Origin of the sequence: Klebsiella sp. P1927 (assembly GCF_018204675.1) — a bacterium.
GTDB classification, from domain to species: Bacteria; Pseudomonadota; Gammaproteobacteria; order Enterobacterales; family Enterobacteriaceae; genus Klebsiella; species Klebsiella pneumoniae.
On sequence record NZ_CP073377.1, the window covers coordinates 1,769,573 to 1,792,858 of the forward strand.

Consider the following 23,286-nt stretch of genomic DNA (forward strand, 5'->3'; position numbering starts at 1 on the left):
TCATAGCTGAGGCGTTGTACGACATGAACCCGACAGGAGACGATGAGGTTCTTAGAGCTTCCTGTGGCTGCTATGAGTGGGATATCAGCATGGACTACCGCAGCGCCGACATCCGTTATGCAGATAAAAACAAACAGGAGGTGCAGCATGACTGATATCACCGAACTGGCGCAGAGAGAGAAATTCGAGGCTTGGTTTAAGTCGTCATTTCATCCCGACAAAACAGGTCCCTATATCAAAGACCAACTGTATTTCGCCTGGAAAGCGGCTGGCGCTGAGTTGGTACAGGCGCTGGAGAAGGCGCAGCAGGTAGACGAAGAGCTTTGCAGGCTCCTGCCTCCCGGCGTTGAGTACATGGACCCACCAGACGGCGGTGATGTTGAGCCGATCGAGCAAGTACGTCGAATGGTGGCTGATTTCCGCCAGCGCATCGCCGAGCTGGAGTCCCGCACCGTGAAGCTGCCGCATCGAAATCTGGGGCACCCTAAATTATTCCTTCTTTGCCCGTTCCCTTACTACGACGCAGAGGATATGGAGAAGGCTCTGGCCGACGCTGGCATCAAGGTGGAGGCTGAGTGATGGGAATAACTGAAGGATTCTGCGCGGACCTCTACTGCGACTGTGATGGTTGTCAGTCAGGGAAAATCTACCCGCAGGGGCAGGCTGATTTTATTGGCCGGAATATGACAGACATTTCACAGCAGGCGCGCAAAGCCGGCTGGCGCATCAGCAAAGACCGCCAGCGCTGCTATGCGCCAGGCCACAAAATTTCACGGGGAGCCAACCAATGACCAGCAAATTAACCAGAGAGCGCCTGCAGGAAATCGCTGAAGATGGATTCCTGAAGCATGGCGAAAGCAAAGAGTTGGCCCGCATTGCGCTGGCCGCAATGGACAGCGAGTCAGGGTGTTTGCCTCTCGACTACCTGCAGGGACAAAAAGACGGCCTGGAATGGGCAGCCCAACTGGCAGAAGCCAATCACCCTGAGACCGGAGACTGGCTGTACGATGACCCTATCGAACTGGCAAAAGCTATTCGCAAAGGTCCAGATATGCCGCCAGCGCAGCCAGCGCCGGTAGTAGAGCGTGAGCCCATCGCGTGGCTCAATGACGCATATTTAGCTCGCGGCGTCGTTGACGGTGAGGCTGGTAGCGAAGATGCAGGCCCCGGATATATTCCAGTGTATCGCCACGCACAGCCAGCGCCTGACCGCGAGCAGATACGCAACGATCATGCCGAGTGGTCACAATCAACATTCGGTAATGTTGGCCCGATTGGTCCGCTGAAGCACCTCAGCAAAGAAGCACTGGAAGCCGCTGCCGAGCCTGGCGACCTGTCGGAGTGGGCTGATATGCAGTTTCTGCTGTGGGATGCGCAGCGTCGTGCAGGCATCACTGATGAGCAGATTACGCAGGCAATGATTGAAAAGCTGGCAGTCAATAAACAGCGTAAATGGCCGGAGCCGAAAGACGGAGAGCCGCGCCTGCACATCAAAGAGCAGCCAGCGCCGGTAGTGCTGGTAATTCCTGATGAGATGACATCAGGGCAGGCATATGAAATAGGATATTACTATGGAGACCCTGTAGACGTGTTTGCGCGTGGAGCTAACTGGATGCGTCAGCATATCATTGACTCCACATTAGCAGCCGCCCCGCAGTCTCCCGGCAGTGACCCTGCCACCGTACCGGGTAAATGGATTTCGGTAAGCGAGCGGATGCCGGAAAATGATGGGGCATATCTTTGCTGGGATAATCGTTACGTAACTACCTACGCATTCATATTTGGTGCTTGGCAGGCAAACCAATTCATTGCCAAGAATATAACCCACTGGATGCCGCTGCCGGCTGGGCCGCAGGAGGTGAGGTGATGCCGAGGGCTAGTACGGTAGGCGAAATCGTCAGGTCTGACATGGTGCAGTCTGGGGCGCTCAGAAAGCGATACTGGCAATCATCATCTCTTCCGTTTCGTGAAAAGCGTAAGCACAGGCCACAACCTTGCCATTTCAGAAGAGATAGGGTGCTTCAAAAAATCATGCGCAGGGAGATGGAAGCCATGGTTAATCGCCTTAGTAAAATCGATGCTTCAAAGATTCTTGAGGAAGTTGGCGATGCCTAAATCCCCCGCAGAACGCAAAGCCTCCAGTTGAAATCAAACCCCTCTCCTGAGGGGTTTTATCGTATATGCTCATTTTGCTTTTATCCCCGGGAAGGGCGATAATTACTTAGTCAGTCTGGACAACTGACAACTTTACCCCGGCGCCAAGTGGGGACACATGGCGCACAAAACCTTACAGCAATCCCTGTCACCGATGGCGAAAGCCTCCGGCGATTTTCTGCATTCAGCGTTTAGCCTCTGCGGAGGTGAAGCGTGAACATCCCTCAATGCGGCATCAAGCTGCACAACGGCAACTTCAGCGCTATAGGCAAGATTCTTCAGGAGCAGCTCTCTGACGGGAAATGTCTTCGCCTGCAGGTCAAAGAGTGGCGTGAAAAACGCAGCCTGAGCCAGAACGCACTCAGTCACATGTGGTACGCGGAAATCAGCGAATACCTGATTAACTCAGGACGTACCGACGCAACTCCCGAGTGGGTTAAGCGGAACCTAAAAAAGACCTATCTCGGCTGCGAAGAGGTGACATACACCGACTTCATCACCGGTGAGAAAACCACAACCTGGGAACCCCGGCATACCTCCGATCTTGATACCGGCGAAATGCACATCTTCCTGACCAAAGTAGAGGCCTGGTGCGCTCAGTTTGGTCTGGCTCTCACCATTCCACACGGTTGCGAATATCAGCAACTGCAGCAAAAGCAGGAGGCCTGATGAGCAGCCTTCTCGCCAAAGTAATGGAGCGCGGTATTTTCCGCGTGCCGGCGCGCCGCAAGCGCAAGGTCGAAGTTAAGCCTTCCGACATCCCCACCTTTCACTATACGGCTCACCTGGCAGATGTCCGCTGGCTGCGCCGCGCTGCCCGGAGGAAAAGCCATGGCTGATTTACGCAAAGCAGCTCGCGGTCGCGAATGTCAGGTTCGCATCCCGGGCGTCTGTAACGGCAACCCTGAAACCACGGTATTGGCCCATATCCGCATTGCTGGATTGTGCGGGACCGGGATTAAGCCGCCTGATCTGATCGCCGCTATCGCCTGTTCATCCTGTCACGATGAAATAGACCGTCGCACTCGCCTGGTAGATGCGGAGTATGCGAAAGAGTGCGCACTGGAGGGAATGGCCCGAACGCAGGTTATCTGGATGAAAGAGGGGTTGATAAAAGCATGAACCAATATCGCATTTCATTACCCTGGCCGCCAAGCAACAACCGCTACTACCGACACAATCGCGGGCGCACACACATCAGCGCGGAAGGGCAGGCATACCGTGACAGCGTCGCCAGAATCATCAAAGACTCGAGGCTTGATATCGGCCTGTCCACACCACTGAAAATCCGTATTGAGTGCCACATGCCGGATCGCCGGCGCCGTGACCTGGACAACCTGCAAAAGGCTGCATTCGATGCTCTGACGAAATCAGGTTTCTGGCTCGATGACCAGCAGGTTGATTATTACAGCGTGAAGAGAATGCCTGTAGTCAAAGGTGGGCGGCTTGAGCTAACCATTACCGAAATGGAGTCCGCATGAGCCGTGACGTTATCGAACGCATCCGCGACCGCTGGCAAAAGCTCCGCCTCCTGCGTAGCCGCGGCACCGTGCTGGTCGACTACAAAATATTACGCAATTTCGTCCGTATCTATCAGACCCTGGGAGAGACAGCATGAACCTCGAATCTATCGCCAAATATTTCGCGCCTAAATCACCAATGCTGAGCGACTCGCCACGGGCTACTGCATCTGATGGTCTAACCGGCACTGACATCATGGCCGCTCTTGGTCTGGTAAATGCCAAGTGCGGATTCGGCTTCGACCTCTATCTTGCAAAGATTGGGGTGAGCGCACCTGACCGAGCAATGGAGCTACTTTATGAATCAGCAGAGCGATTATCAATCCGCTTTAATATCGTTTCAGAACTCAGCCAGGACGTTCGCAAAAGAGTTCTCGAAGTTCTGTGTGCTTTTGCATACCAGGATTACACGCGAAGTGCTGCCAGCGTTAGAAAATGCACTTGCTGCGATGGGACTGGCTTCACAGAGGCCCAGGTATTCACCAATAAATGCTCATATCCGTGGGGCAAGCCACCTTTTTGGGCAAAGATGTCCCGAGCAGTTCGCCCAAGCCACTGGGAGAGCTGGAGCGAAGTGCGCGAAGTGGTCAAAGTTAAATGCTCAGCCTGTAACGGAAAGGGTGTTATCAGCAATTCGTGTCGCTGCAATGGGAAAGGAAAGGTACTGGATAAAGAGACCAGCGAGCGCCTTGGGCTACCGGTAATGAAGGTATGCGATCGCTGCAGCGGAAGAGGTTATGCGCGCATGAAATTTTCGACGGTGCTGGAAGGGGTAAGGGCCGTGGCTGACATTAAGAAAACGGTAGCATATGAGCAATTACAACCGTTCTTCGAGGAACTGGTGTCCGAGTGTCACAAACAGGAGTCCTACGCTGATGTCATTCTCTCTCGGGTGACGAAATAATGAATATTTTCTATGAAAATATAATTTTGTGGAAAATAGCTATTGCAATCTCCGGAAAAACTGGTTAGATTCATCCCTAACGCTGGGAATCCGTTCAGTCGTTCCGAAGCAAAAAATTCAAGCCCGAGGTTAACGCCTTGGGCTTTTTCATTTCAGGGTCAGAAGCACAGCGGTTGTGCGTTCGGCTGTTAACCGAATGGTCGAAGGTTCGAATCCTTCCTGTCCCGCCAAATTAGCGCCATTAGCTCAACCGGAGAGAGCAATAGCCTTCTAAGCTATCGGTTTCAGGTTCGAGTCCTGAATGGTGCGCCAGATAATGGCCTGACCTGATGACGGGCTCATAATCCAATCCATCGGGGCGTTGTTGCCGCAACGCAACAGGCCACCATATCCCTCTACCTTGGGACCATTACGGCTACCGCGCCGTCGCTTTTACCCTTGGTATTTCTTCCCGCCTTGAGCGGGTTTTTTTATTGAGCATGCCCAGACCCTCGGGAATCATCCCCGACGTGCTTTGTTGATAAATCAGCCCGCAGGGTCTGGGCCTCTTTTCCCCTTTACGCACAGCGCCATCCGTCATCAACGGAGGTCAGAGGCCATGAAAATGAACAACCAAAACGAGAATATCGTTACCCATTTCTTTGCGTGGCTGGCTGCCGTTGCCTCAATGCTGGGGATCACTACACAGGACATGGTTTATATCCTCTTTGGTTTTATTGGCGTGGTGATTTCTCTCGCATCGTTTGTGCTGGGGAGAATGGATGCACGGAAAGAGCGTAACGAAGACAGTAAGCGAACGCAGTTGCTGGCTGATTATCTCCATGGCGTGCAGCAGAAACCGGTTCGTGAACGCCCATCGTCTGCTGAAGTGATCACCGAATCAATGAACAGGATAAATAACGATGGCGCAACTGACTAAAAAAGCTGGTGCCACCGGCGCGGTTTGTTCTGTGGCAGCGATTATCGCAATAGTTCTGAATGCCGGTCACGTGCGTACCAACGAACGGGGGCTTGAGCTGATTGGTAATGCTGAAGGTTGTCGGCGTGATCCATATGTCTGTCCGGCAGCCGTGCTCACCGATGGCATCGGGAACACGCACGGAGTTAAGCCCGGTGTGCGCAAAACTGACAAGCAGATCGCCGCTGACTGGGAAAGAAACATCCTTGAGGCCGAGCGTTGCGTAAATACCTATGGCAATGGCCGACGGCTAAGCGACAACACATTTTCAGCGGTCACGTCGATCACCTTTAATGCAGGCTGCGCCAGTATGCAGAAATCGACATTGTTTTCGTTGCTGCTGAAAGGTCAGGTTACGCAGGCATGCAACCAGTTTCCTCGCTGGGTGTATGGTGGTGGGAAAGTTCTTCCCGGCCTTGTTACTCGTCGCGCCGCAGAGAAACAGCTCTGCCTGGACGGTGTGAAATGAGCCGGTTAACCGCCATTATAAGCGCCATTGTGATCTGCCTGATGGTTTGCCTTGGGTGGCTGGTAATGCATTACCACAACGCTGCTTCTGAGCAGAAAACCCGAGCCGATAATGCAGAGCAACAGGCAAACGCAGCCCAGACCATCACCTCCAACGTTCTGACCACCATGACCATCTTCAACACTATCGTCGAGGCCAATCAGCATGCAAAAGAGCAGATCGCACTGGACGCATCGGGAGCCTCGGCTGATATCCGGGTTGCTGTTGCGAATGATGATTGCACTAATCGCCCTGTGCCTGCTGGCGCAGTTAAGCGGCTGCAACAATACGCGAACGGTCTACGTCAAAGTGCCGGTGGTCCCGTTACCAGCCAGCCTGACGGCTGATACCCCGCAACCGGAAATCCCTGACAACCTGACGTGGGGCCAGAGCCTGGATTTAAACGTCAGCTTGCTATCAGCGCTGGGGCAGTGCAACCGGGATAAAGCGGATATCAGGCAGGCAGAGAAAAAACGAGCCTCGCAATAGCGGGGCTTTTTATTGCGCTTCGCATGCGCATTTCGAAGAGAGACTTTCAGTCGTGAGCCTGAGGAACGCCGTTAAAGGTGGCGACCTCTCTCGGGCGGCGTTCCTGTACGACAGGCTCACATCTAAAAGGAAAACAGCATGAAAAAGTTTTTAATCGACATGATTGATAAGGGCCTCTATTACGCGTTGCTTGCGGCGCTGGCTTTTGGGTCGGTCACAGGGCAAAGCAACGTCCTTAACGTGGCTGCTGCTGCGTTTTGGGTGGTGGTATTTCTTGGTGGGGTGGTTGGCATTATCACAATATTTCTCGCACATGGTGCAGAGCATATAACTGATGAGAAATCACGTCAGTCTGTGCTGGAGTCGTTGAGGAAGATTGTCCGGCGTAAGAACGTCATTGCTCGATGGTGGGGCTGGTTCTGCATGATGGCGACCATCGCTCTGCTTGCCTACGGCGGCTGGGTATTTACCGCAGTGTGTTATGCGCTTTCGTCCCTGTTTGTGCGGTTCTGCATTTCTCTGGCCAGAGACAAAGTAGAAAAACAGACGGTCGGCGTTTTAGCTTGATGGCATTACAGAGCCACTTCAAGAGGTGGCTCGATAATGTCAAGGCGAGGACAAAATTATGGCAAAACCGGACTGGGAGGCCATCGAATCGGCATACCGGGCCGGAGTCCTTAGTCTCCGTGATATAGGCGATAAATACGGCGTTACTGAAGGGGCTATCAGGAAGAGGGCTAAAAAGTTTGACTGGGTACGCAATAGCGGTACGCAGGTACGCAAAAATGGTACGCAAAGTGGTACGCAAAAGAGTAAGGCGCGTACCAGCGAAAAGCCTGCCAGCGCTGGCCGCACGCAAAAAAGTACGCAACCAAAAGCCGAGCCTCCACCAGATACGAAACCGATACGCGGGGTGCGTACCGATCCGCCGACCAACCCATTCCAACCCGGCAACCAGCAGGCGTTAAAGCATGGTGGTTACGCCCGGCGCCTTCTGCTCAAAGATGAGGTCATTGAAGACGCGAAAGCGTTGACACTCGAAGACGAATTATTTCGCCTTCGGGCTAACAACCTTGTCGCCGCAGAGAATATTGGCCGGTGGTTGACCAAGCTGGATGATGCTGAAGGGGACCAGGAAAGAAAGGTGTTGATGGAAAATATCAGCGCCGCCGAGAAGGCGATGATGCGCAATACCGTTCGTATTGAGTCCATCGTCGGCACGCTTGCGACGGTAGGCAAAATATTTGCTGATACAGACTATCGCAAGGCTGCTACTGATAAGGTGTCGCTGGAGGCCGATCGTCTTCGCCGTGATGCAGGTATTGATGATGGCAACGGAGAGCGTGACCTCAATGACTTCTACTCTGACATCCAAACCGACGCTGAATCCGGTCCTGCGTAGCTTCTGGACGACGCAGGCGCGTAACAAAGTGCTTTATGGTGGCCGGTCATCGTCAAAATCGTGGGATGCCGCTGGCATAGCCATATTTCTGTCGAATAAATACAGCCTGCGCTTTTGCTGTGCACGTCAGATCCAGAACAAAATTGAAGAGTCGGTGTATACCCTGCTCAAAATTCAGATTGACCGCTTTGGCCTGCGGCATCGTTTCCGCATTCTGAACAACAAAATCATTAACCGGGTGACCGGGTCTGAATTCGTCTTTTATGGGCTCTGGCGAAACATTGAAGAGATTAAGTCTCTGGAAGGTATCAGCGTTCTGTGGCTCGAAGAGGCCCACGCGCTGACGGAATACCAGTGGAAGATACTGGAGCCAACCATCCGTAAAGAGGGATCAGAGTGCTGGTTTATCTTTAACCCCGGGCTGGTGACTGATTTCGTGTGGCGTAACTTTGTGGTCGATCCGCCAGAAGATACGCTGATACGCAAAATCAACTACGATGAAAACCCCTTTTTGTCCGACACCATGCTGAAGGTTATCGAAGCCGCTAAACGCCGGGATCCGGATGGGTTTAAGCACGTCTACGAAGGCGTGCCAGAGTCGGATGATGATGCGGCCATTATCAAGCTGTCATGGATTGAGGCGGCCGTTGATGCCCACAAAGTCCTTAATTTCGAGCCGAGCGGGCGCAAGCGTATTGGCTTCGACGTTGCTGATAGCGGCGCCGATAAGTGCGCTAACGTCTATCGTCACGGCTCCGTCGTGTACTGGGCGGATGAGTGGAAGGCGAAAGAAGACGAATTGCTGAAGAGCTGCCAGCGTACGTATCAGGCGGCACTGGAGCGTGATGCTGGTATCGTCTACGACTCAATCGGCGTTGGGGCATCTGCTGGCGCGAAATTCTCAGAAATTAATGAGGATCGTAAGCGCGAAAACATGAATGCATCCCGCATCAATTATCAGCGATTCAATGCAGGCGCTGGTGTGAATGAGCCGGACTACGAATATATTGGCATCCCGAATAAGGATTTTTTCGCCAACCTCAAAGCGCAAACCTGGTGGCTGGTAGCGGATCGCTTCCGTAACACCTTCAACGCGGTAAAGAACGGCGAGCAGTACCCGGTAGATGAGCTTATTAGCATTGACTCATCCTGTCCGCTGCTGGAAAAGCTCAAGCTGGAACTTGCCACCCCGCACCGTGATTTTGACAAAAACGGTCGCGTGATGGTGGAAAGCAAGAAAGACCTCGCCAAGCGTGACGTACCATCGCCGAACGTGGCCGACGCGTTCATCATGGCGTTTGCTCCAACCGATACGGCAATGGATATCTGGGAAGCGCTGGGAAACAGCTAAATACCTGGAAATAACCGTTTCACGCAAAATTAACGCTATTCATTTTTCGACCCTGTTTATGCATGTTTTATTCACGCGCTTTTAGCCACTTAACCCTGATAAATAAGCCTTTGGCGGACATTTCATCATGGGAGGTATCCGGCTGGTGCGGGTAACAGTCATTATGTTAAATCGGGTCGTTTTTTAACAAATTATCCTATCCGCCACGAGTACCGAAAAAGCCGGAGAATAGTCACCATGGCGAAGAAAACAGGACGAGTCGCCACGGCGGATTCGTACGATAACTTTGTTGCCCGTGTCGGTATGCAGCAGCCTAACCAGCATGCCGCATCGACCTACAGGGCGAACTATACCAGCCGCAACCGCCTGCTCATTGAGTGGGCTTATCGTTCCTCCTGGATTATTGGCGCCGCAGTCGATTCGAAAGCGGACGATATGACCAAAAAGGGCGTGCGGATCACCAGTGAGATAGACCCGAAACGCCGTGGCATTCTGGAGTCGCGGTTCGATGAGCTTCAGCTTTGGGATTGCATCAACGAGACGCTGAAATGGTCCCGGCTGTATGGCGGGGCGGTAGCGCTGATTCTGATTGAAGGTCAGGCACCGCTGACGCCGCTGGTGCTGGATAAGGTTGGCAAGGGCAGCTTTAAAGGTCTGGCTGTACTTGACCGCTGGATGATTAACCCACAGCTCACCAGGCGCATTAAGGCGCTTGGCCCCAACCTCGGCAAGCCTGAATTCTATGACATCGTGACGACGGCGCAGGGGCTTCCTGCGTGGACCGTTCACCACAGCAGACTGATCCGCATGGATGGTGTGAAACTGCCCTACCAGCAGAAAATCACCGAAAACGAGTGGGGGATGTCCATTGTCGAGCGCATCTTCGATCGCCTGACTTCCTACGATAGCACCAGCGTCGGCGCCGCCCAGCTTGCCTACAAGGCGCATCTGCGAACGGCAAAGATTAAAAAGCTGCGTGAAATTATCGCCACCGGCGGTAAGGCGTTTGAAGCGCTTATCAAGAATATGGAAATGGTCCGCCAGTACCAGACGAACGAGGGTATGTCCCTGTTTGATTCGGAGGACGAATTTGAAACACATTCCTATTCTTTCGCGGGCCTGTCTGACCTGCTTAGCGAGTTTAAAGAGGATATTGCGGGTGCTGTTGGCATCCCTCTTGTCCGCTTGTTCCGTCAGTCACCGAAGGGTTTTTCAACCGGTGACGCTGACCTCGCGAACTACTACGACGACGTGGGAACGCTTCAGGAGCGAGATTTACGGCCTCACATCCGCCTGTTATTCGATGTACTGCATCGCTCAGAGTTTGGCGATCCGTTGCCGGAAGATTTCACCTTTGAGTTTAACCCCCTGTGGCAGATGAGCGACACCGATCGCTCCACGGTGGCGACCAACACGACTACCGCTCTGGCAACCGCGGTGCGTGATTTGGGAATGTCCCCGGCTGCTGCGCTGACCGATTTGCGCGAGCTGTCTGACGTTACCGGCATCGGTGCTTCAATTAGCGATGAGGATATCCAGAATGCGGCGAAACAGTGGCAGGAGACTGAATCTGAAACCAGCCCTCCGCCGCCGATCAGAGGTCCAGTATCAGAAAAGCCTACTGGCGATAGTCGACCAGATAAATCAAATCGTCACGGGTTCCTACGATGGTTCACAGGCAAGCGCTGAGAGCATTGCTAAATCGCTTGTTGACTACTCCGGGGTGATCGACGACTGGGCCGAAATGGTCGGTCGAAAGATGTTTGCCCAGGTGGAGCGTGAAGAGTGGAATCAGTGGCGCTCTGTTTCGGAAGAAATATCTGCTGGTCTGCGTGACGTGATTGGTAACACTCCTGTCGGCATGGTCGCACAAGACATCGTTTACCGACAGATTCGCTACATGAAGTCTCTGCCATTAGAGGCGGCAGGACGAGTCAGGGAAATTCAGGAGCGTGCAATACAAGCTGTCATCCATGGTGAGCGTCCAGATCAGCTTTACGAGATGATCATGCAGTCCGGCGACGTGGCGGCCAGCAGGGCGCGGATGATAGCCCGCACTGAGATAGGCCGCGCCACTACCGCATTAACTCAGGCTCGGGCACTGTCCGTTGGTTCTGAGGGGTACTGGTGGCGCATCAAGGGGGCTGGTACCAGGACATCGCACCGAGGAATGAAAGATAAATTTGTGCGCTGGGATAACCCGCCAACGCTTGACGGCATGACCGGACACGCCGGATGCCTGCCGAACTGCGATTGCTGGCCAGAAGTGCAGATCCCCGAACCAAAAAAATAACAGGCCGCCAATGAGCGTCCTTTTCAATGCCCGCAATTCAGCAGGTAACCCATGAAATATTTCTTTAAAACCCGCCTGGGTAATACCCGCTTTCAACTTGCTGATGGGTCAGTCCTGTTTAAGGACGTCCCGATCGCAAGGACTGGTGAGCAGGTATATGGCGCTGAGGAGCTGCCTGACCTGCAGCCTGATAGCCACGGACTCATAACCGTACAGCGCACGCCTGAAGAAGTTTTCAGCGAGCGCACTATCGCATCGTTTGAGGGTATGGCCGTCACGATAGGCCACCCCAAAGACTTCAGCGGAAACATCATCTTCGTCACGCCAGAAAACTGGCGGCAACTCTCTAACGGGCACATCCAGAACGTTCGCCGAGGCGCGGGTGATAAATCAGACCTGCTGCTGGCGGACGTCATTGCCAAAACGCCTGAGGCCATTCAGGCAGTGGAGAACGGCGACGAAGAGGTGAGTTGCGGTTATGACGCTGACTACCGACAAATCTCGCCGGGCATCGCAGAGCAGTACGCGATAACCGGTAATCATCTGGCCTTTGTCCCTAACGGGCGGGCTGGTTCACGTTGTGCATTGGGAGACGCTATGCCGAGCACTACTAAAAACTGGTTTACCCGGCTGTTGAAGGCCCGTAAAACCAACGATGCCGCCGAAATGGCGAATCTTATCGACAACCCGCCTGATGATGTCACGGGCGATAACGATGTATCGACCTCTATGACACCCGGCGGAGTGATCATTAACCTTGCGCCGCAAAATCCACTTCCCGGCCCGGCATTGCCTGGTACCGGCGATGCCGAGGAAGAAATTCCTGCATGGGGTAAGGCGCTGATTGAGGCGGTTGCCAAACTCACGCCTGCGGCAGCTTCTCCTGGTACCGGCGATGCCGAGGACGAAGAGGAGAAAAAGGAAGAAGAGGGTAAGGTTACCGGCGACGCCGCTTACCGTGCCGATCTGATTCAGCCAGGCATCCAGTTGCCAGAGAAGGCGAAGCCGACAGCATTCAAGCGTCAGGTGCTCGCCTCTGCAGATCAATCTCTGGTGCGCTCTATTGTCGGTGATGCCGATATCAGCAAGCTGAAAAAAGCCACGGTAGATATGGCTTTCACGGCTGTTTCTGAGCTGGCGAAAAACCGCAATACCAAAACCGTCGACAGCCTGCAAACGCAGACTGCCACCACTGTTAAAACCATTGCCGGTATGAATCAGGCCGCGCAGGAATTCTGGTCTAAACGAGGCTAACCAATGGGTAATACATTTCTTTACCGGATGCCAGCGGGCATCGCCGGGGCAATTTCTCGTCCGCAGGATCTGACGGTTGAACCTCAACTGCTGGACTCCTCCAACCTTTTCCCCGCTTACGGCCTTGGCGGCAAGATTTCCTCCGGGAAATTTGTGCCAATCGCTGCGAGCGATACAGCGTCGGTGCTGGTGGGCATTTACGTTCGTCCGTATCCGACCGCCAGCCAGCCGGATAAAGTCCAGCAGGTAGGCAGCGGTAAAAACTTCACCGGCGATTGCCTGGTACGTGGTTACGTCACGGTAAACATCGGCGCGGATGCATCCAGCGTTGCGCTGCATGGCCCGGTCTACATGCGAGTGGCCACACCATCCGCCTCAAGCCCTCTCGGCGCGTTCCTTGCCGCCGCTGATGGCTCGAATACCGTCCAGATCACTAACGCTTACTTCAATGGCCCTGGCGACACCAGCGGCAACATTGAGCTGGCCTTCAATATTTAAGGAAATCGCAAATGCCAATGACATTTGACCAGGCGACAGTCGACGGCACTGGTGCCTTTCTTGTCCATGAGCTGGAGCGTCTCGATCAGACACTGAATCTGCCGCTGGTGAATTACACCTGGTCGCGCGATATCCAGTTGCGTGAAGACGTGTCTATTGCTGACGAGATCAGCTCGTTCACTAACACCACCTTTGCCGCTGCCGGTACACCGAATGCCAACGGTAAAAACTGGCTGAGCAAAGCCGCTACTGCGATGGCTGGACTTAACGTCGACATCGCAAAAACTGGCTTCCCGCTTACTCTGTGGGGTATGGAGCTTGGCTGGACTGTTCCAGAACTGCAGGCAGCTGCGCAAGTTGGTCGCCCGATCGACACGCAGAAGTACGACGGTATGCAGCTGAAGTGGAACATGGACACGGACGAGCAGGTTTATATCGGCGATTCCGGTCTGAACGTTAAAGGCCTGATGAACCTGACGCAGGTAACGCCGACCAACGCAGCGAAGACCTGGGCGACCTCCACCGCTGACGAAATCCGGGCGAGCATTAATGCCGGGCTGAGTGCAGCGTGGGCCAACTCGGCTTACTCCATGGTGCCGACGGACCTGCTGATCCCGCCGGAGCAGTTCTCTCTGCTGGCAAGCACCATCGTATCCAGCGCTGGTAACCAGTCACTGCTGACCTATCTGGAAACCAACACCATCGCATACCACCAGAACGGGCGCCCTCTGAACATCCGTCCGGTGAAATGGGCGAAAGGTCGCGGCGTGTCGAACTCTGATCGCATGGTTTTCTACACCAACGACAAGAAATACGTTCGATTCCCGATGGTTCCGCTGATGAGCGTGCCGATCCAGTATCGCGGCCTGTATCAGCTCGTAACCTATTACGGCAAGCTGGGTGCATTAGAGCCGGTTTATCCGGAAACTTTGGCCTACGTCGACGGTATCTAACCTGCGGCGGCCCGGAAGGGCCGCTCCTGAGGACTTGCAATGAAAAAGATTTACGTACTCTCCCCGTTTAACTTCTACGACGGCAAAGAGCAAAAGCATTTCCCGGTTGGCTTCCACGACGTTGATGAAACGGTTGCTAATCACTGGTTCGTAAAAGCGCACTGCTCACCGGATGGCGAAGCGCCAGCGGTCGCAGAAGACCCGCGCATTGCTGAGCTGGAAGCAAAAATCGCCGAGAAAGACGCGCGTATTGCTGAACTCGAAGCGCAATTGCCGGAGACTACCGATAATGGCAAGAAATCAAAGTCTGCCGACGCCTGAGCAGTTCAGGGCAACCTTCCCGCAGTTCGCTGACGAAACAAAGTACCCCACGCCAATGATCCAGGTTCGACTGAATCTTGCTGATGCCCTGCTGAGTGAGTCGCGCTTTGGTGTGGATATCTTTCCCTACATCGTCGGGCTGTATGTTGCGCACTACATGTACCTTTACGCCGCCGATATGCGTGGTATGGCTGTGGGTACTGCTGGTGGTGTAAATAGCGGAATACAGACCGCGAAATCAGTGGATAAGGTTTCAGCCAGTTACGACGCAAGCGCAACTCTGGACCCTAATGCCGGTTTCTGGAACAACTCCCGTTACGGATCGGAGTTCTGGGAATACCTGATGATGTTTGGTGCCGGAGCGGTTCAACTGGGGACGCCGGAATGAAAAGCGGGCTCACAATTCGGGAAGACAATTACAACGTCGTTCTGGATGCGCTGAAGCAACTGTCAGGCACTGATGTGCTGGTTGGTATCCCGGCAGGCCCTCCGCGCGATGATGCGCCGCTGAGCAACGCTGAGCTGGGGTATCTCCAGTCCACCGGGGCAACCGTAGAGATAGACGGGGAGACCGTTACTCTGCCTCCAAGGCCATTTCTGGACATGGGTATTGAGGATTCGCGGGATAAAACGACCGAGCGTTTAAAGCTGGCCGCTCAGTCTGCGCTTGAGGGTAAGGCAGATGTGGCGTCGATGCATCTTGAGGCCGCAGGCCAGATTGCGCGTGATGCCTCTAAGGCTGTCATTGAGGCAGGCGATCGGCTGACCCCACTATCTGAAAAGACCATCAAGAAGCGCAGAGAAATGAAACCGCCTATCCCTGGCGACAAGCCGTTGCGTGCCCGCGGATTCCTTTTCAGAGCGATTCAGTATGTCGTGAGGAAAAAATAATGCCGCTACTCGATGTGACAGAGGTCCTGTTAGACCCGGATTTTGTCGATCTAACACTGGTATGTCACCGACAGGTGCAGACGGTGGACGAAGATAATTTTCCAACCAATACCTCGCAGGCTATTCCGTTCTCTGGTGTCGTAACCGTCGATCGCTCGCTTGAGGCTAAGCGAATGGCCGCCGGGCAAAATATCAATGGCGCCATCCTCATCGTTACCCAGTTCAGGCTAACGCAGGGGATGCCTGCCAGTGACTCAACGCCAGAACTCGACGCTGATATCGTTTTATACAGCGGCAGACGGTACCGCGTGACCTTTGTCGATCCGTACACCCGATACGGTGCCGGGTTCGTGCAGGCACATTGCGAGCTGCTGGAGTTTAACGGAGGGATTCCCGTTGAGTAACGACAGCACAGAGCCTGGGTATCTAACCCCCGCCGGGGATGCTCCTGATTACGATAAGGAGCTGGAAAAGCAACTGAGTCGCTGGGTAAGAGGCGTGACGGGGATTGCGGTTAACCTGGTATTGCCAAGGTTTACTGATCCCCAGTCAAAAATACCGCCGAACGGTGAGACGTGGTGCGGGTTTAACTTTTCCACGCTCTCACGACCCGGTACACCTGCAAATGTCCAGGTAAGCGAAGAGCAAAGCGAGCAATGGTCATGGGAGAGCATCCAGGTGCTTTTCTGTTTCTATGGCCCCGGCGGTTCCGGGATGGCCACGCGGTTTCGCGACGGAATGTTTGTAGATCAAAACGCAGATACGTTGCGACGAATCTCTGGTTTGTCGCTGGTGAGCGCTGATGATATACGAAACCTCCCCGAATTGATCAACAACCAGTGGGTGCGCCGGTATGACCTTGCCGTGACCCTTTCCCGCAAAAACACCCGTACCTACAACGTTAAATCTGTCGTTGACCCTAACGTCACGATAGTTACCGGAGACTAACATGGAAAAAGGGCTTCCCCTTAACCGTATCGCTAACGTGACGGTGACGCTTTCTGCTCGGGCCGCGCAGGGGCGCAATTTTGGCTCAATGCTCATCCTGGGCGACTCAACTGTTATTCCGATTTCTGAGCGGCTGCGCCTTTACTCCAGCGCTGATGATATCGGCGATGACTTTGGTGTAGACAGCCAGGAGTATGCAGCGGCTGTTATCTGGTTCTCACAGCAACCGCAGCCGACTCTGGTGTATGTCGGTCGCTGGGCAAAAACGCTGGCCACTGGCGAAACAGGCAGCGCAGAAAGCCTCCTGCAGGCGGTTAACGCTTTGCTGGACTGGAATTCATGGTATGGCCTTCATCTTGCCGTGCCGGTAGCTGATTATCCTTCCGACACCGACATTATCAGTGTGGCGGCGGCTATCGAAGCCGCGAGTGTATCCCGCATCTTTGGCGTTACCTCGGCTGATTCAACGATTCTTGACGCGGCTACCACGACGGATCTGGCTTCCAAGCTGAAAGCAGCGAAATACAGCCGTACCTTTATCCAGTATTCGACCAGCAGTCGCTATGCTGCGCTGTCCTCGTTTGCGCGTGCGTTCACTGTTGACTTCACCGGAAGCAACACGACGATCACCCTCAAGTTTAAACAGCTGCCGGGCATTACCTACGAAACCCTGGGTACCTCGCAGGCTAACAACCTGGAGGCGAAGAACTGCAACGTTTACGTGTACTACGAAAACGATACAGCGATTCTTGAGCAAGGCGTTATGGCAAACGGCGATTTCTTCGACGAGCGCCATGGCCTCGACTGGTTGCAGAACGCCGTACAGACGGCTGACTACAACACGCTCTATACGAGCACAACCAAAATCCCCCAGACCGACGCCGGTACCACAACCCGTATCGCCAACATTGAGCTGGTGCTCGATAAGGCTGTGCAAAACGGTCTCTTTGCGCCGGGCAAATGGACTGGTGGCCCGATTGGACAGCTCAATACCGGTGACATGCTGACGAAGGGCTATTACACCTGGGCAGAAAACGTTGATGACCAGCTTCAGGTCGATCGCGAAGCGCGTAAAGGTGTGCCAATTCAGGTTGCCGGGAAACTGGCCGGAGCCGTTCATTACGGCACCGTCGCAATCACGGTCGTGCGCTAAGGAGCCATAGATGTCTACGTATTCGTTTCTTGATGTTTCGGCCTCTCTCGCAGGGCCTACCGGGTTAGTTGAGCTTGGCTACGGCTCAGCGAACGCCGAAGAGGGCATTACTGTCACAATGACAGAGGCCAAAAACACCATGACCATTGGCGCCGATGGCGAGGTGATGCACAGCCTGCACGCCGGAAAGAGCGGCACTATCACGGTAACGTTGCTGAAAACCTCCCCGGTAAACAAAAAACTCTCGCTGATGTACAACGCACAGAGCCTGTCATCGGCGACGTGGGGCAATAACGTCATTGTCATTCGCAACAAAGTATCAGGTGATATCACCACCGCGCGTAGCTGCGCATTCCAGAAGCAGCCGGATCACGCTAACGCCAAGGTTGGCAATACGGTGTCGTGGGTATTTGACGCCGGTAAGATTGACCAACTGCTGGGGGAGTTTTAATCGATGGAATTTGAAATTAAGGGCGTTAACTACCGCACAGCGAAACTCGACGTTTTCCAGCAGCTGAAGGTCAGTCGTAAGCTTCTGCCCGTGCTGGCTGGTCTGGTCAGTGAATTCTCTACGCTGAAAGCGCAGGCCGCTGCGGGTAACTCTGGTGCAGTGCTGGAAAGCGTGCTGCCGAAAATTGCCGATACGCTGGCCGCGCTGCCGGACGAGGACGTTAACGCGGTGATTCATCCGTGTCTGAGCGTCGTTTCCCGCCAGCACGAAAAGGGCTGGGCGAAAGTCTTCGATCAGGGCGTACTGATGTTCGACGATATCGACCTGTTCACGATGCTGCAGCTGGTGGCGCGGGTGGTCGCCGACAGCCTGGGAAATTTTTTGAAAGAACTCCCCGGCAGCGGGACGCCTACCCAGCCATAGGTCCTGTCCTGGAATCCATGCCAGAAGGCGAGGATTTCCTGATGCGCCCGGTGGATGCCGGGCTTATCCCCTACACCGCCCTGAAAGATGGATCAGTAGACCTGGCTGATATTGCCCGTATGAATGACTGGCTGGACCTGAAAGCCGATAACGAAAACCGTATAGCGAAATGGAGAGAGGCTAATGAACGCTGAAACGCTCAAGGACTTTCTGATCTCGCTTGGGTTCAAAGTTGATGAGGCTGGCGCCAGAAAATTCGATGCCGTCGTTGCCGGGACAACGCTTAAAGCGATTGAGCTGGGCGTCAAAGTTGAGGCAGCGGCGCTTTCCGTCGTTGCATTCACCGCGAAAATTGCCAGCGGTCTCGACGACCTGTACTGGGCCTCTCAGCGCACAGGCGCGACGGTGGAGGGCATTAAGCAGATTGGGTATGCGGTTAGTCAGGTTGGCGGCAGTGTCGACGGGGCCCGCGGCTCTCTCGAAAATCTTGCCAGGTTCATGCGTAACAATCCCGGCGCTGAGGGTTTCCTGAACCGGCTGGGGGTTCAAACGCGTGATGCCAGCGGCAACATGCGGGATATGGCGACGATCTTTACCGGCGTCGGCCAGCGTCTTAGCAGCATGCCGTATTACCGCGCGAACCAGTACGCTCAGATGCTGGGTCTGGATGAAAACACCCTGATGGCAATGCGTCGCGGTATCGGCGAGTACATGGGCCAGTACAACGCCATGAAAAAGGCCATCGGGTTTAACCCGGATCAGGCAGCAGCTGCATCCAACCGGTTTATGACTTCGCTCCGCTCTCTCAGTGAAGCGGCCAGCATGGCGCGCGACAAAATCGGCTCTAATCTGGCAGATGGTCTGGCTGGCTCTCTCGACAGGCTGCGTCGCCAGATACTGGAAAACTTCCCGAAAATTGAAGGCGCAATAACCGGCACCGTGAAAGGAATTCTCTGGGCTGGCGAGATGGTAGGCAGGGTAATTTACCGCCTTATCCAGTTGGGTCAGAGTATCAGCGACTGGTGGGACTCTCTTGATAAGCAGTCGCAGCAGCTGATCGAACTAATTGGAGCGCTAACCGCTGCATGGTGGATGCTCAACCGCGCTATGCTCGCGTCTCCGATTACGTGGGTGCTCGGTCTGGCGGCAGCTATAGCTTTACTCTGGGAGGATTACAAAACCTTCAGAGAAGGTGGTAAAAGCCTTATCGATTGGGAGAAATGGAAGCCTGAAGTAGACGCAGCAGTGAAGATGGTCGGCGACCTGAAACAGACTGTCCTCGACCTCGGGAAAGCGCTGGCAAAGCTGCTCAATATCGACCCTAAATCCTGGTCTTTGAAATGGGATTTCAGCAATTTCATTACCCAGATGGGTGAGTTTAGCAAGATGCTGAGTATGATCGGCGACCTGCTTAACGCTATCAAGGACGGTCGCTGGTCGGATGCTGCCAGTATTGGTAAAGCGCTACTCAAACAGGGAAGCGATCAGCCTGACGCTCTGCCTGGAGTAACCAGTAGTGCCGTCAACGCTCGGGGCAAGGTTCTTGGCTTCTGGGAAGAGATTAAAACCCGCTTCAGTGATGGCGGCTGGTATGAGCATAACCAGAAAACTCTTGCCGATCGGAACAATAATCCGGGGAATATTCGACCTGTAGGCGGCGGAGGTTTCCGTAATTTTGGATCTGCGCTCGAAGGCTGGGAGGCCATGAAAAACCAGCTCATGCGGTACTTCACAGGGAAAACGACCGGGCGCCGCCTGCAGACTATCATGGATATCGTCAGCACCTGGGCGCCTGCGGCCGATAACAACGATCCTGCCAAATATGCCCGTGACGTTGCTGGCTGGATGGGTGTATCGCCGACGGCAGCATTAAACCTGTCCGACCCCAATACGATGGCTATGCTCATGCAGTCTATGGCCCGCAAAGAGGGGTATTCGAACTGGAATAGCCCGCTTGCCCATCAGGCTGCTGGAGCGCAGGTGAATCAGCAAAACACCTACAACATCTATGGCGGTAATGCGCAGGAAATTGGACAGGAAGTCAGTCGCCGCCAGCTTGATGCTAATGCCAGAGTGCTGAGAAATAACCAAACTGGAGCAGGATGATGGATATTCTTTCTACTCTCTTTCAGCAGCAGAGCAGGCGGATCGGGCTGATAGTCCCCAGTGTTGTTATTTCAGAAAAGCACGATGACTCTCTTGAAATAACCGAGCATCCCGTAGAGGTTGGCGCAGCAATTTCCGACCATGCATTTCGACGTCCTTCGGAAGTGGTAATGCAGGTCGGTTTTGCTGGCGGCGGTTCCTTACTTGACTTCGTAGATACATCTTCTCTTGGGCTAAGCGTTGGTATTGGCCCGAAGGAAACTTATCAGGAACTGTTAAATCTGCAGAGCAGCAGGGTGCCTTTAGATGTGGTGACCGGTAAGCGGATTTACACCAATATGCTGATCCGTGCGCTTGAGGTCACTACCGACAGGACGTCGGAAAATATTCTCTCTGCCGTGCTGACGCTCCGGGAAGTGATTATCACAAGCACAACCACCACGCAGGTGGCTCCAAAGTCCAATATGAAGTTAGGGGCGAGCACCTCAGCCGTGCAAAACTCCGGGGTGAAAACGCCAGTGCAAAAAAATGAATCAATATTGAGCCGGTTAAGTGGCTTTGTAGCGGGAGGGTAAATGACGATCAGCGAAATCCCTCTTTCCCCGGAAAACCAGCGATTCTCCATATCTGTGGCAGGTCAAAGTCTGCAAATGGCTGTGACCTGGCGTGCTGCTTTCTGGTGTCTGGATATTATGGATAGCAGCGGTGCGGACCTGATAAAGGGGATCCCGCTTATCACCGGCGCCGACCTACTGGCGCAGTATCGCTATCTCGGGCTTGGCTTTTCGCTTTATGTTGGCTGCGACAACCAGTCCAGCGAAAATCCCACTGAGGCCGATCTGGGGATTTATAGCCATCTTTATGCGGTAACGGAGTAAAAATGTCTCAGAACTGGATGCGGCACTTCGAATTGCAGTTAGTCGATTCGAAGGGTAACGCCACTGATTTTGGTAGCTTCAAGGTCACTTTTACTATCGACTGGTTTAACCTCAGCAGCGAAACGCGAGTAGGTACTTTCAAAATCTATAACCTTTCAGCTGATACCGTAAACCGGATCGTCGGAGAGGAATTCTCCCGGATTAGGGTTATCGCTGGTTACGATGGTATTGCAGCTGATGTTTCCGCCAGCCAGGTAGGCGTCGCCAGGACAGTAAACCCCGATGAAGTCGGGCAGATGGACGGTCGAAATTATGGGCTGATTTTCGACGGGGAAATCCGGTACACCATCACAGGGAAAGATAACCCCGTTGATAGCTTTGTCCTCATTCAGGCGGCTGATTCTGACCGGGCATTCGCTACCTCGATCACTGCCCAGACGCTGGCGGCTGGCTATACGGTCTCTGATGTCAATGCAGTGCTTATGAAGGACTTCAACGCTAACGGGGCCACGGAAGGAAATACCCCTGCCATGCCTGCAACGGTGTTTCCTCGCGGCAGGGTGCTTTTTGGTATGACCCGGCATCTGATGGATAACGTCGCCGAGCAATGCAAGGCTGACTGGATGTTTGTCGACGGCAAGCGGGAAATGGTGGCGAAAAATGAGGTTGTTCACGAAGCCATTAAGCTGAACAGCGCCACCGGCCTTGTGGGTATGCCTCAGCAGACCATTGGTAGCGGCGTTAACGTCCGTTGCCTGATTAACCCTAACATCCGCGTTAATGGCCTGATCGAGCTGAATCAGGCTTCTGTGTTCCGTACCGCACTGGGGAATAGCGATATCGCCATGACGCAGGGGCGTATCACTGACCAGAACAACAACGGAAACATCACCATTGAAGGCACGACTGCGCAGCCTGCCAGTATTGCGACTGACGGCGTTTATATTGTCCGTGGCATTATGTACACTGGCGACACAAGGGGCCAGGCGTGGTACATGGATATGATGTGTGAAGCGCGTGGCGCGATGGATCTAAAAACTCAATCAGCACTGGAGAGAGGCGCTGGGTGAAAAAATTATTGATATTGATCGCTTTATTTTCTGCACCGGCACTTTCTGCCATCCAATGTGGCGGTTACAAGCTAACTATTAACGATTCTGAGGGTCTGGTAAGAATCAATGGAGAATTGGTTACCAGTCAAAAGGTTAAATATCTCGGAAAGAAAGGTGACGAATCAAATGCCAAATGGGATATGGGTATAATGCCTTCCCGTGATGGAAATAATTACGGATTTCAATTCATCAAGCGGGATGGCAAATCTTGGCTCAATGTTCAACTGCTACAGAACAGTATGGATGCGCCTAAATTGATTGGTTCATATCCATGCAAAACAGTATAAAAAAGCCCTGAGTTAATCAGGGCTAAAATCTCACTGCTTAAATATTTGCGATAGAACTATGGCGGCAATGATGAAAACTGCAAGCCTCCACCAATGGATCCCTTCCCTTTGAGCCGTTGGTTCCTGTTCTGAAAATTCCTCTTCCGATGTAGCTTTTCCAGATTTTTTCCCTGGGCCAACGGTGTATGACAAACCGGATCCCGGAATTCCAACGGTGGTTTTTATTCCTCTTCCACTTATGTTGGTAGTGGCGCCTTTTGGGCCAATCGACGTACTAACGCCACTCTTGCTGATATTGATTGCTAGGCCTGGAGCTATGCGTATCCGCTTCCTAAATCTGAAGCCCATAGGTATCTCCTGTAGTCAAAAATACTAAGTAATTAAATTTTTATTCTACCCATCACTAAGTGAGGGTAATCATTATCTGGAGAA

The 23,286-nt window shown here is 53.5% G+C and carries 38 protein-coding genes and 2 tRNA genes; 39 read left to right on the forward strand and 1 reads right to left on the reverse strand.

The features are described from left to right. The first annotated feature begins 23 nt into the window (after positions 1-23). From KB892_RS08835 to KB892_RS09025, 39 genes are all read left to right on the forward strand, one after another. Complete coding sequence (locus tag KB892_RS08835; protein WP_014342897.1) at positions 24-155, forward strand: hypothetical protein; 132 nt, start codon at positions 24-26, stop codon at positions 153-155. Further along, positions 148-579: a hypothetical protein gene (locus KB892_RS08840; protein ID WP_176445014.1), complete on the forward strand. Its 432-nt coding sequence runs from the start codon at positions 148-150 to the stop codon at positions 577-579. Before KB892_RS08835 ends, KB892_RS08840 begins: the two co-directional genes overlap by 8 nt. Continuing rightward, positions 579-791 (forward strand): hypothetical protein, encoded by a 213-nt coding sequence (locus tag KB892_RS08845; RefSeq protein WP_023283338.1) that lies wholly within the window; start codon positions 579-581, stop codon positions 789-791. Before KB892_RS08840 ends, KB892_RS08845 begins: the two co-directional genes overlap by 1 nt. 260 nt (positions 792-1,051) lie before the next feature. Continuing rightward, positions 1,052-1,867 carry a dATP/dGTP pyrophosphohydrolase domain-containing protein gene (locus KB892_RS08855; protein WP_370881529.1) on the forward strand — a complete coding sequence of 272 codons (816 nt, stop codon included), beginning with the start codon at positions 1,052-1,054 and terminating at the stop codon, positions 1,865-1,867. After that, positions 1,867-2,115 (forward strand): DUF7301 family protein, encoded by a 249-nt coding sequence (locus KB892_RS31500; protein ID WP_004151290.1) that lies wholly within the window; start codon positions 1,867-1,869, stop codon positions 2,113-2,115. The genes KB892_RS08855 and KB892_RS31500 overlap by 1 nt, the downstream gene beginning before the upstream one ends. Positions 2,116-2,367: 252 nt before the next feature. Next, on the forward strand, positions 2,368-2,823 hold the full coding sequence (locus tag KB892_RS08860) for a YbcN family protein (RefSeq protein ID WP_004151288.1): 456 nt from the start codon (positions 2,368-2,370) through the stop codon (positions 2,821-2,823). Next, positions 2,823-2,993, forward strand: coding sequence for a NinE family protein (locus KB892_RS08865; protein ID WP_004884194.1), 171 nt, complete (start codon positions 2,823-2,825; stop codon positions 2,991-2,993). Before KB892_RS08860 ends, KB892_RS08865 begins: the two co-directional genes overlap by 1 nt. Next, the gene (locus KB892_RS08870; RefSeq protein WP_004141687.1) at positions 2,986-3,276 is read left to right on the forward strand and encodes a DUF1364 domain-containing protein; all 291 of its coding nucleotides are present in this window, start codon (positions 2,986-2,988) and stop codon (positions 3,274-3,276) included. Before KB892_RS08865 ends, KB892_RS08870 begins: the two co-directional genes overlap by 8 nt. Beyond that, positions 3,273-3,635: a crossover junction endodeoxyribonuclease RusA gene (gene rusA / locus KB892_RS08875; RefSeq protein ID WP_094819156.1), complete on the forward strand. Its 363-nt coding sequence runs from the start codon at positions 3,273-3,275 to the stop codon at positions 3,633-3,635. Before KB892_RS08870 ends, rusA begins: the two co-directional genes overlap by 4 nt. Further along, positions 3,632-3,772: a YlcG family protein gene (locus tag KB892_RS08880; protein ID WP_094819155.1), complete on the forward strand. Its 141-nt coding sequence runs from the start codon at positions 3,632-3,634 to the stop codon at positions 3,770-3,772. The genes rusA and KB892_RS08880 overlap by 4 nt, the downstream gene beginning before the upstream one ends. Further along, on the forward strand, positions 3,769-4,578 hold the full coding sequence (locus KB892_RS08885) for an antitermination protein Q (protein WP_094819154.1): 810 nt from the start codon (positions 3,769-3,771) through the stop codon (positions 4,576-4,578). Before KB892_RS08880 ends, KB892_RS08885 begins: the two co-directional genes overlap by 4 nt. Before the next feature lie 155 nt (positions 4,579-4,733). Further along, positions 4,734-4,808: transfer RNA gene (locus tag KB892_RS08890), tRNA-Asn, on the forward strand. A gap of 5 nt (positions 4,809-4,813) precedes the next feature. After that, a tRNA-Arg gene (locus KB892_RS08895) sits at positions 4,814-4,890 on the forward strand. 286 nt (positions 4,891-5,176) lie between these two features. After that, complete coding sequence (locus tag KB892_RS08900) at positions 5,177-5,497, forward strand: hypothetical protein (RefSeq protein WP_048964767.1); 321 nt, start codon at positions 5,177-5,179, stop codon at positions 5,495-5,497. Continuing rightward, entirely contained in the window at positions 5,481-6,005 is a 525-nt protein-coding gene (locus KB892_RS08905) for a lysozyme (RefSeq protein ID WP_163622904.1), read from the forward strand. Before KB892_RS08900 ends, KB892_RS08905 begins: the two co-directional genes overlap by 17 nt. After that, positions 6,002-6,391 (forward strand): DUF2570 domain-containing protein, encoded by a 390-nt coding sequence (locus tag KB892_RS08910; RefSeq protein WP_163622905.1) that lies wholly within the window; start codon positions 6,002-6,004, stop codon positions 6,389-6,391. The genes KB892_RS08905 and KB892_RS08910 overlap by 4 nt, the downstream gene beginning before the upstream one ends. Beyond that, positions 6,276-6,533, forward strand: a complete 258-nt coding sequence (locus tag KB892_RS08915) for an Rz1-like lysis system protein LysC (protein ID WP_202070616.1) — start codon at positions 6,276-6,278, stop codon at positions 6,531-6,533. Before KB892_RS08910 ends, KB892_RS08915 begins: the two co-directional genes overlap by 116 nt. A 138-nt stretch (positions 6,534-6,671) precedes the next feature. Beyond that, positions 6,672-7,100 carry a hypothetical protein gene (locus KB892_RS08920; protein ID WP_046659660.1) on the forward strand — a complete coding sequence of 143 codons (429 nt, stop codon included), beginning with the start codon at positions 6,672-6,674 and terminating at the stop codon, positions 7,098-7,100. 346 nt (positions 7,101-7,446) lie between these two features. Next, complete coding sequence (locus tag KB892_RS08925) at positions 7,447-7,935, forward strand: hypothetical protein (RefSeq protein WP_004218030.1); 489 nt, start codon at positions 7,447-7,449, stop codon at positions 7,933-7,935. Beyond that, entirely contained in the window at positions 7,886-9,286 is a 1,401-nt protein-coding gene (locus KB892_RS08930; protein WP_163622906.1) for a PBSX family phage terminase large subunit, read from the forward strand. Before KB892_RS08925 ends, KB892_RS08930 begins: the two co-directional genes overlap by 50 nt. Positions 9,287-9,523: 237 nt before the next feature. Then, positions 9,524-10,975 (forward strand): DUF1073 domain-containing protein, encoded by a 1,452-nt coding sequence (locus KB892_RS08935; RefSeq protein ID WP_163622907.1) that lies wholly within the window; start codon positions 9,524-9,526, stop codon positions 10,973-10,975. 55 nt (positions 10,976-11,030) lie between these two features. Further along, on the forward strand, positions 11,031-11,579 hold the full coding sequence (locus KB892_RS08940) for a phage head morphogenesis protein (protein ID WP_071570780.1): 549 nt from the start codon (positions 11,031-11,033) through the stop codon (positions 11,577-11,579). A 51-nt stretch (positions 11,580-11,630) separates the two neighbouring features. Next, positions 11,631-12,833 (forward strand): DUF2213 domain-containing protein, encoded by a 1,203-nt coding sequence (locus KB892_RS08945; RefSeq protein ID WP_163622908.1) that lies wholly within the window; start codon positions 11,631-11,633, stop codon positions 12,831-12,833. Between the two features lie 3 nt (positions 12,834-12,836). Beyond that, positions 12,837-13,331, forward strand: coding sequence for a structural cement protein Gp24 (locus KB892_RS08950; RefSeq protein ID WP_000528476.1), 495 nt, complete (start codon positions 12,837-12,839; stop codon positions 13,329-13,331). 11 nt (positions 13,332-13,342) lie between these two features. Continuing rightward, the gene (locus KB892_RS08955; protein ID WP_163622909.1) at positions 13,343-14,284 is read left to right on the forward strand and encodes a DUF2184 domain-containing protein; all 942 of its coding nucleotides are present in this window, start codon (positions 13,343-13,345) and stop codon (positions 14,282-14,284) included. Between the two features lie 39 nt (positions 14,285-14,323). Then, a complete protein-coding gene (locus tag KB892_RS08960; protein WP_163622910.1) occupies positions 14,324-14,605 on the forward strand; it encodes an STY1053 family phage-associated protein in 282 nt (93 codons plus the stop codon). Further along, a complete protein-coding gene (locus tag KB892_RS08965) occupies positions 14,574-14,993 on the forward strand; it encodes a DUF4054 domain-containing protein (RefSeq protein WP_163622911.1) in 420 nt (139 codons plus the stop codon). Before KB892_RS08960 ends, KB892_RS08965 begins: the two co-directional genes overlap by 32 nt. Next, a complete protein-coding gene (locus KB892_RS08970) occupies positions 14,990-15,496 on the forward strand; it encodes a hypothetical protein (protein ID WP_080895756.1) in 507 nt (168 codons plus the stop codon). The genes KB892_RS08965 and KB892_RS08970 overlap by 4 nt, the downstream gene beginning before the upstream one ends. Further along, the gene (locus KB892_RS08975) at positions 15,496-15,900 is read left to right on the forward strand and encodes a head-tail adaptor (RefSeq protein ID WP_163622912.1); all 405 of its coding nucleotides are present in this window, start codon (positions 15,496-15,498) and stop codon (positions 15,898-15,900) included. The genes KB892_RS08970 and KB892_RS08975 overlap by 1 nt, the downstream gene beginning before the upstream one ends. After that, complete coding sequence (locus KB892_RS08980; protein WP_163622913.1) at positions 15,893-16,444, forward strand: phage neck terminator protein; 552 nt, start codon at positions 15,893-15,895, stop codon at positions 16,442-16,444. Before KB892_RS08975 ends, KB892_RS08980 begins: the two co-directional genes overlap by 8 nt. Before the next feature lies 1 nt (position 16,445). Next, on the forward strand, positions 16,446-17,597 hold the full coding sequence (locus tag KB892_RS08985; RefSeq protein WP_029498708.1) for a DUF3383 family protein: 1,152 nt from the start codon (positions 16,446-16,448) through the stop codon (positions 17,595-17,597). A gap of 10 nt (positions 17,598-17,607) precedes the next feature. Further along, positions 17,608-18,048, forward strand: coding sequence for a DUF3277 family protein (locus KB892_RS08990; protein WP_029498705.1), 441 nt, complete (start codon positions 17,608-17,610; stop codon positions 18,046-18,048). Positions 18,049-18,051: 3 nt separating this feature from the next. Continuing rightward, entirely contained in the window at positions 18,052-18,471 is a 420-nt protein-coding gene (locus KB892_RS08995) for a phage tail assembly chaperone (protein WP_029498703.1), read from the forward strand. A gap of 41 nt (positions 18,472-18,512) precedes the next feature. Beyond that, positions 18,513-18,665, forward strand: a complete 153-nt coding sequence (locus KB892_RS09000; RefSeq protein ID WP_016244729.1) for a DUF6889 family protein — start codon at positions 18,513-18,515, stop codon at positions 18,663-18,665. Then, the gene (locus KB892_RS09005) at positions 18,655-20,577 is read left to right on the forward strand and encodes a hypothetical protein (RefSeq protein WP_163622914.1); all 1,923 of its coding nucleotides are present in this window, start codon (positions 18,655-18,657) and stop codon (positions 20,575-20,577) included. Before KB892_RS09000 ends, KB892_RS09005 begins: the two co-directional genes overlap by 11 nt. Continuing rightward, a complete protein-coding gene (locus KB892_RS09010; RefSeq protein WP_038435203.1) occupies positions 20,577-21,152 on the forward strand; it encodes a phage baseplate protein in 576 nt (191 codons plus the stop codon). Before KB892_RS09005 ends, KB892_RS09010 begins: the two co-directional genes overlap by 1 nt. Then, positions 21,153-21,455, forward strand: coding sequence for a phage baseplate plug family protein (locus tag KB892_RS09015; protein WP_021312699.1), 303 nt, complete (start codon positions 21,153-21,155; stop codon positions 21,453-21,455). Between the two features lie 2 nt (positions 21,456-21,457). Beyond that, on the forward strand, positions 21,458-22,525 hold the full coding sequence (locus tag KB892_RS09020; protein ID WP_163622915.1) for a hypothetical protein: 1,068 nt from the start codon (positions 21,458-21,460) through the stop codon (positions 22,523-22,525). After that, positions 22,522-22,854 (forward strand): hypothetical protein, encoded by a 333-nt coding sequence (locus tag KB892_RS09025; protein WP_000734772.1) that lies wholly within the window; start codon positions 22,522-22,524, stop codon positions 22,852-22,854. Before KB892_RS09020 ends, KB892_RS09025 begins: the two co-directional genes overlap by 4 nt. A 30-nt stretch (positions 22,855-22,884) precedes the next feature. Here the strand turns inward: KB892_RS09025 and KB892_RS09030 are convergent, their stop codons facing one another. Further along, the gene (locus tag KB892_RS09030) at positions 22,885-23,202 is read right to left on the reverse strand and encodes a DUF4236 domain-containing protein (protein ID WP_000506882.1); all 318 of its coding nucleotides are present in this window, start codon (positions 23,200-23,202) and stop codon (positions 22,885-22,887) included. Positions 23,203-23,286 lie beyond the last annotated feature (84 nt).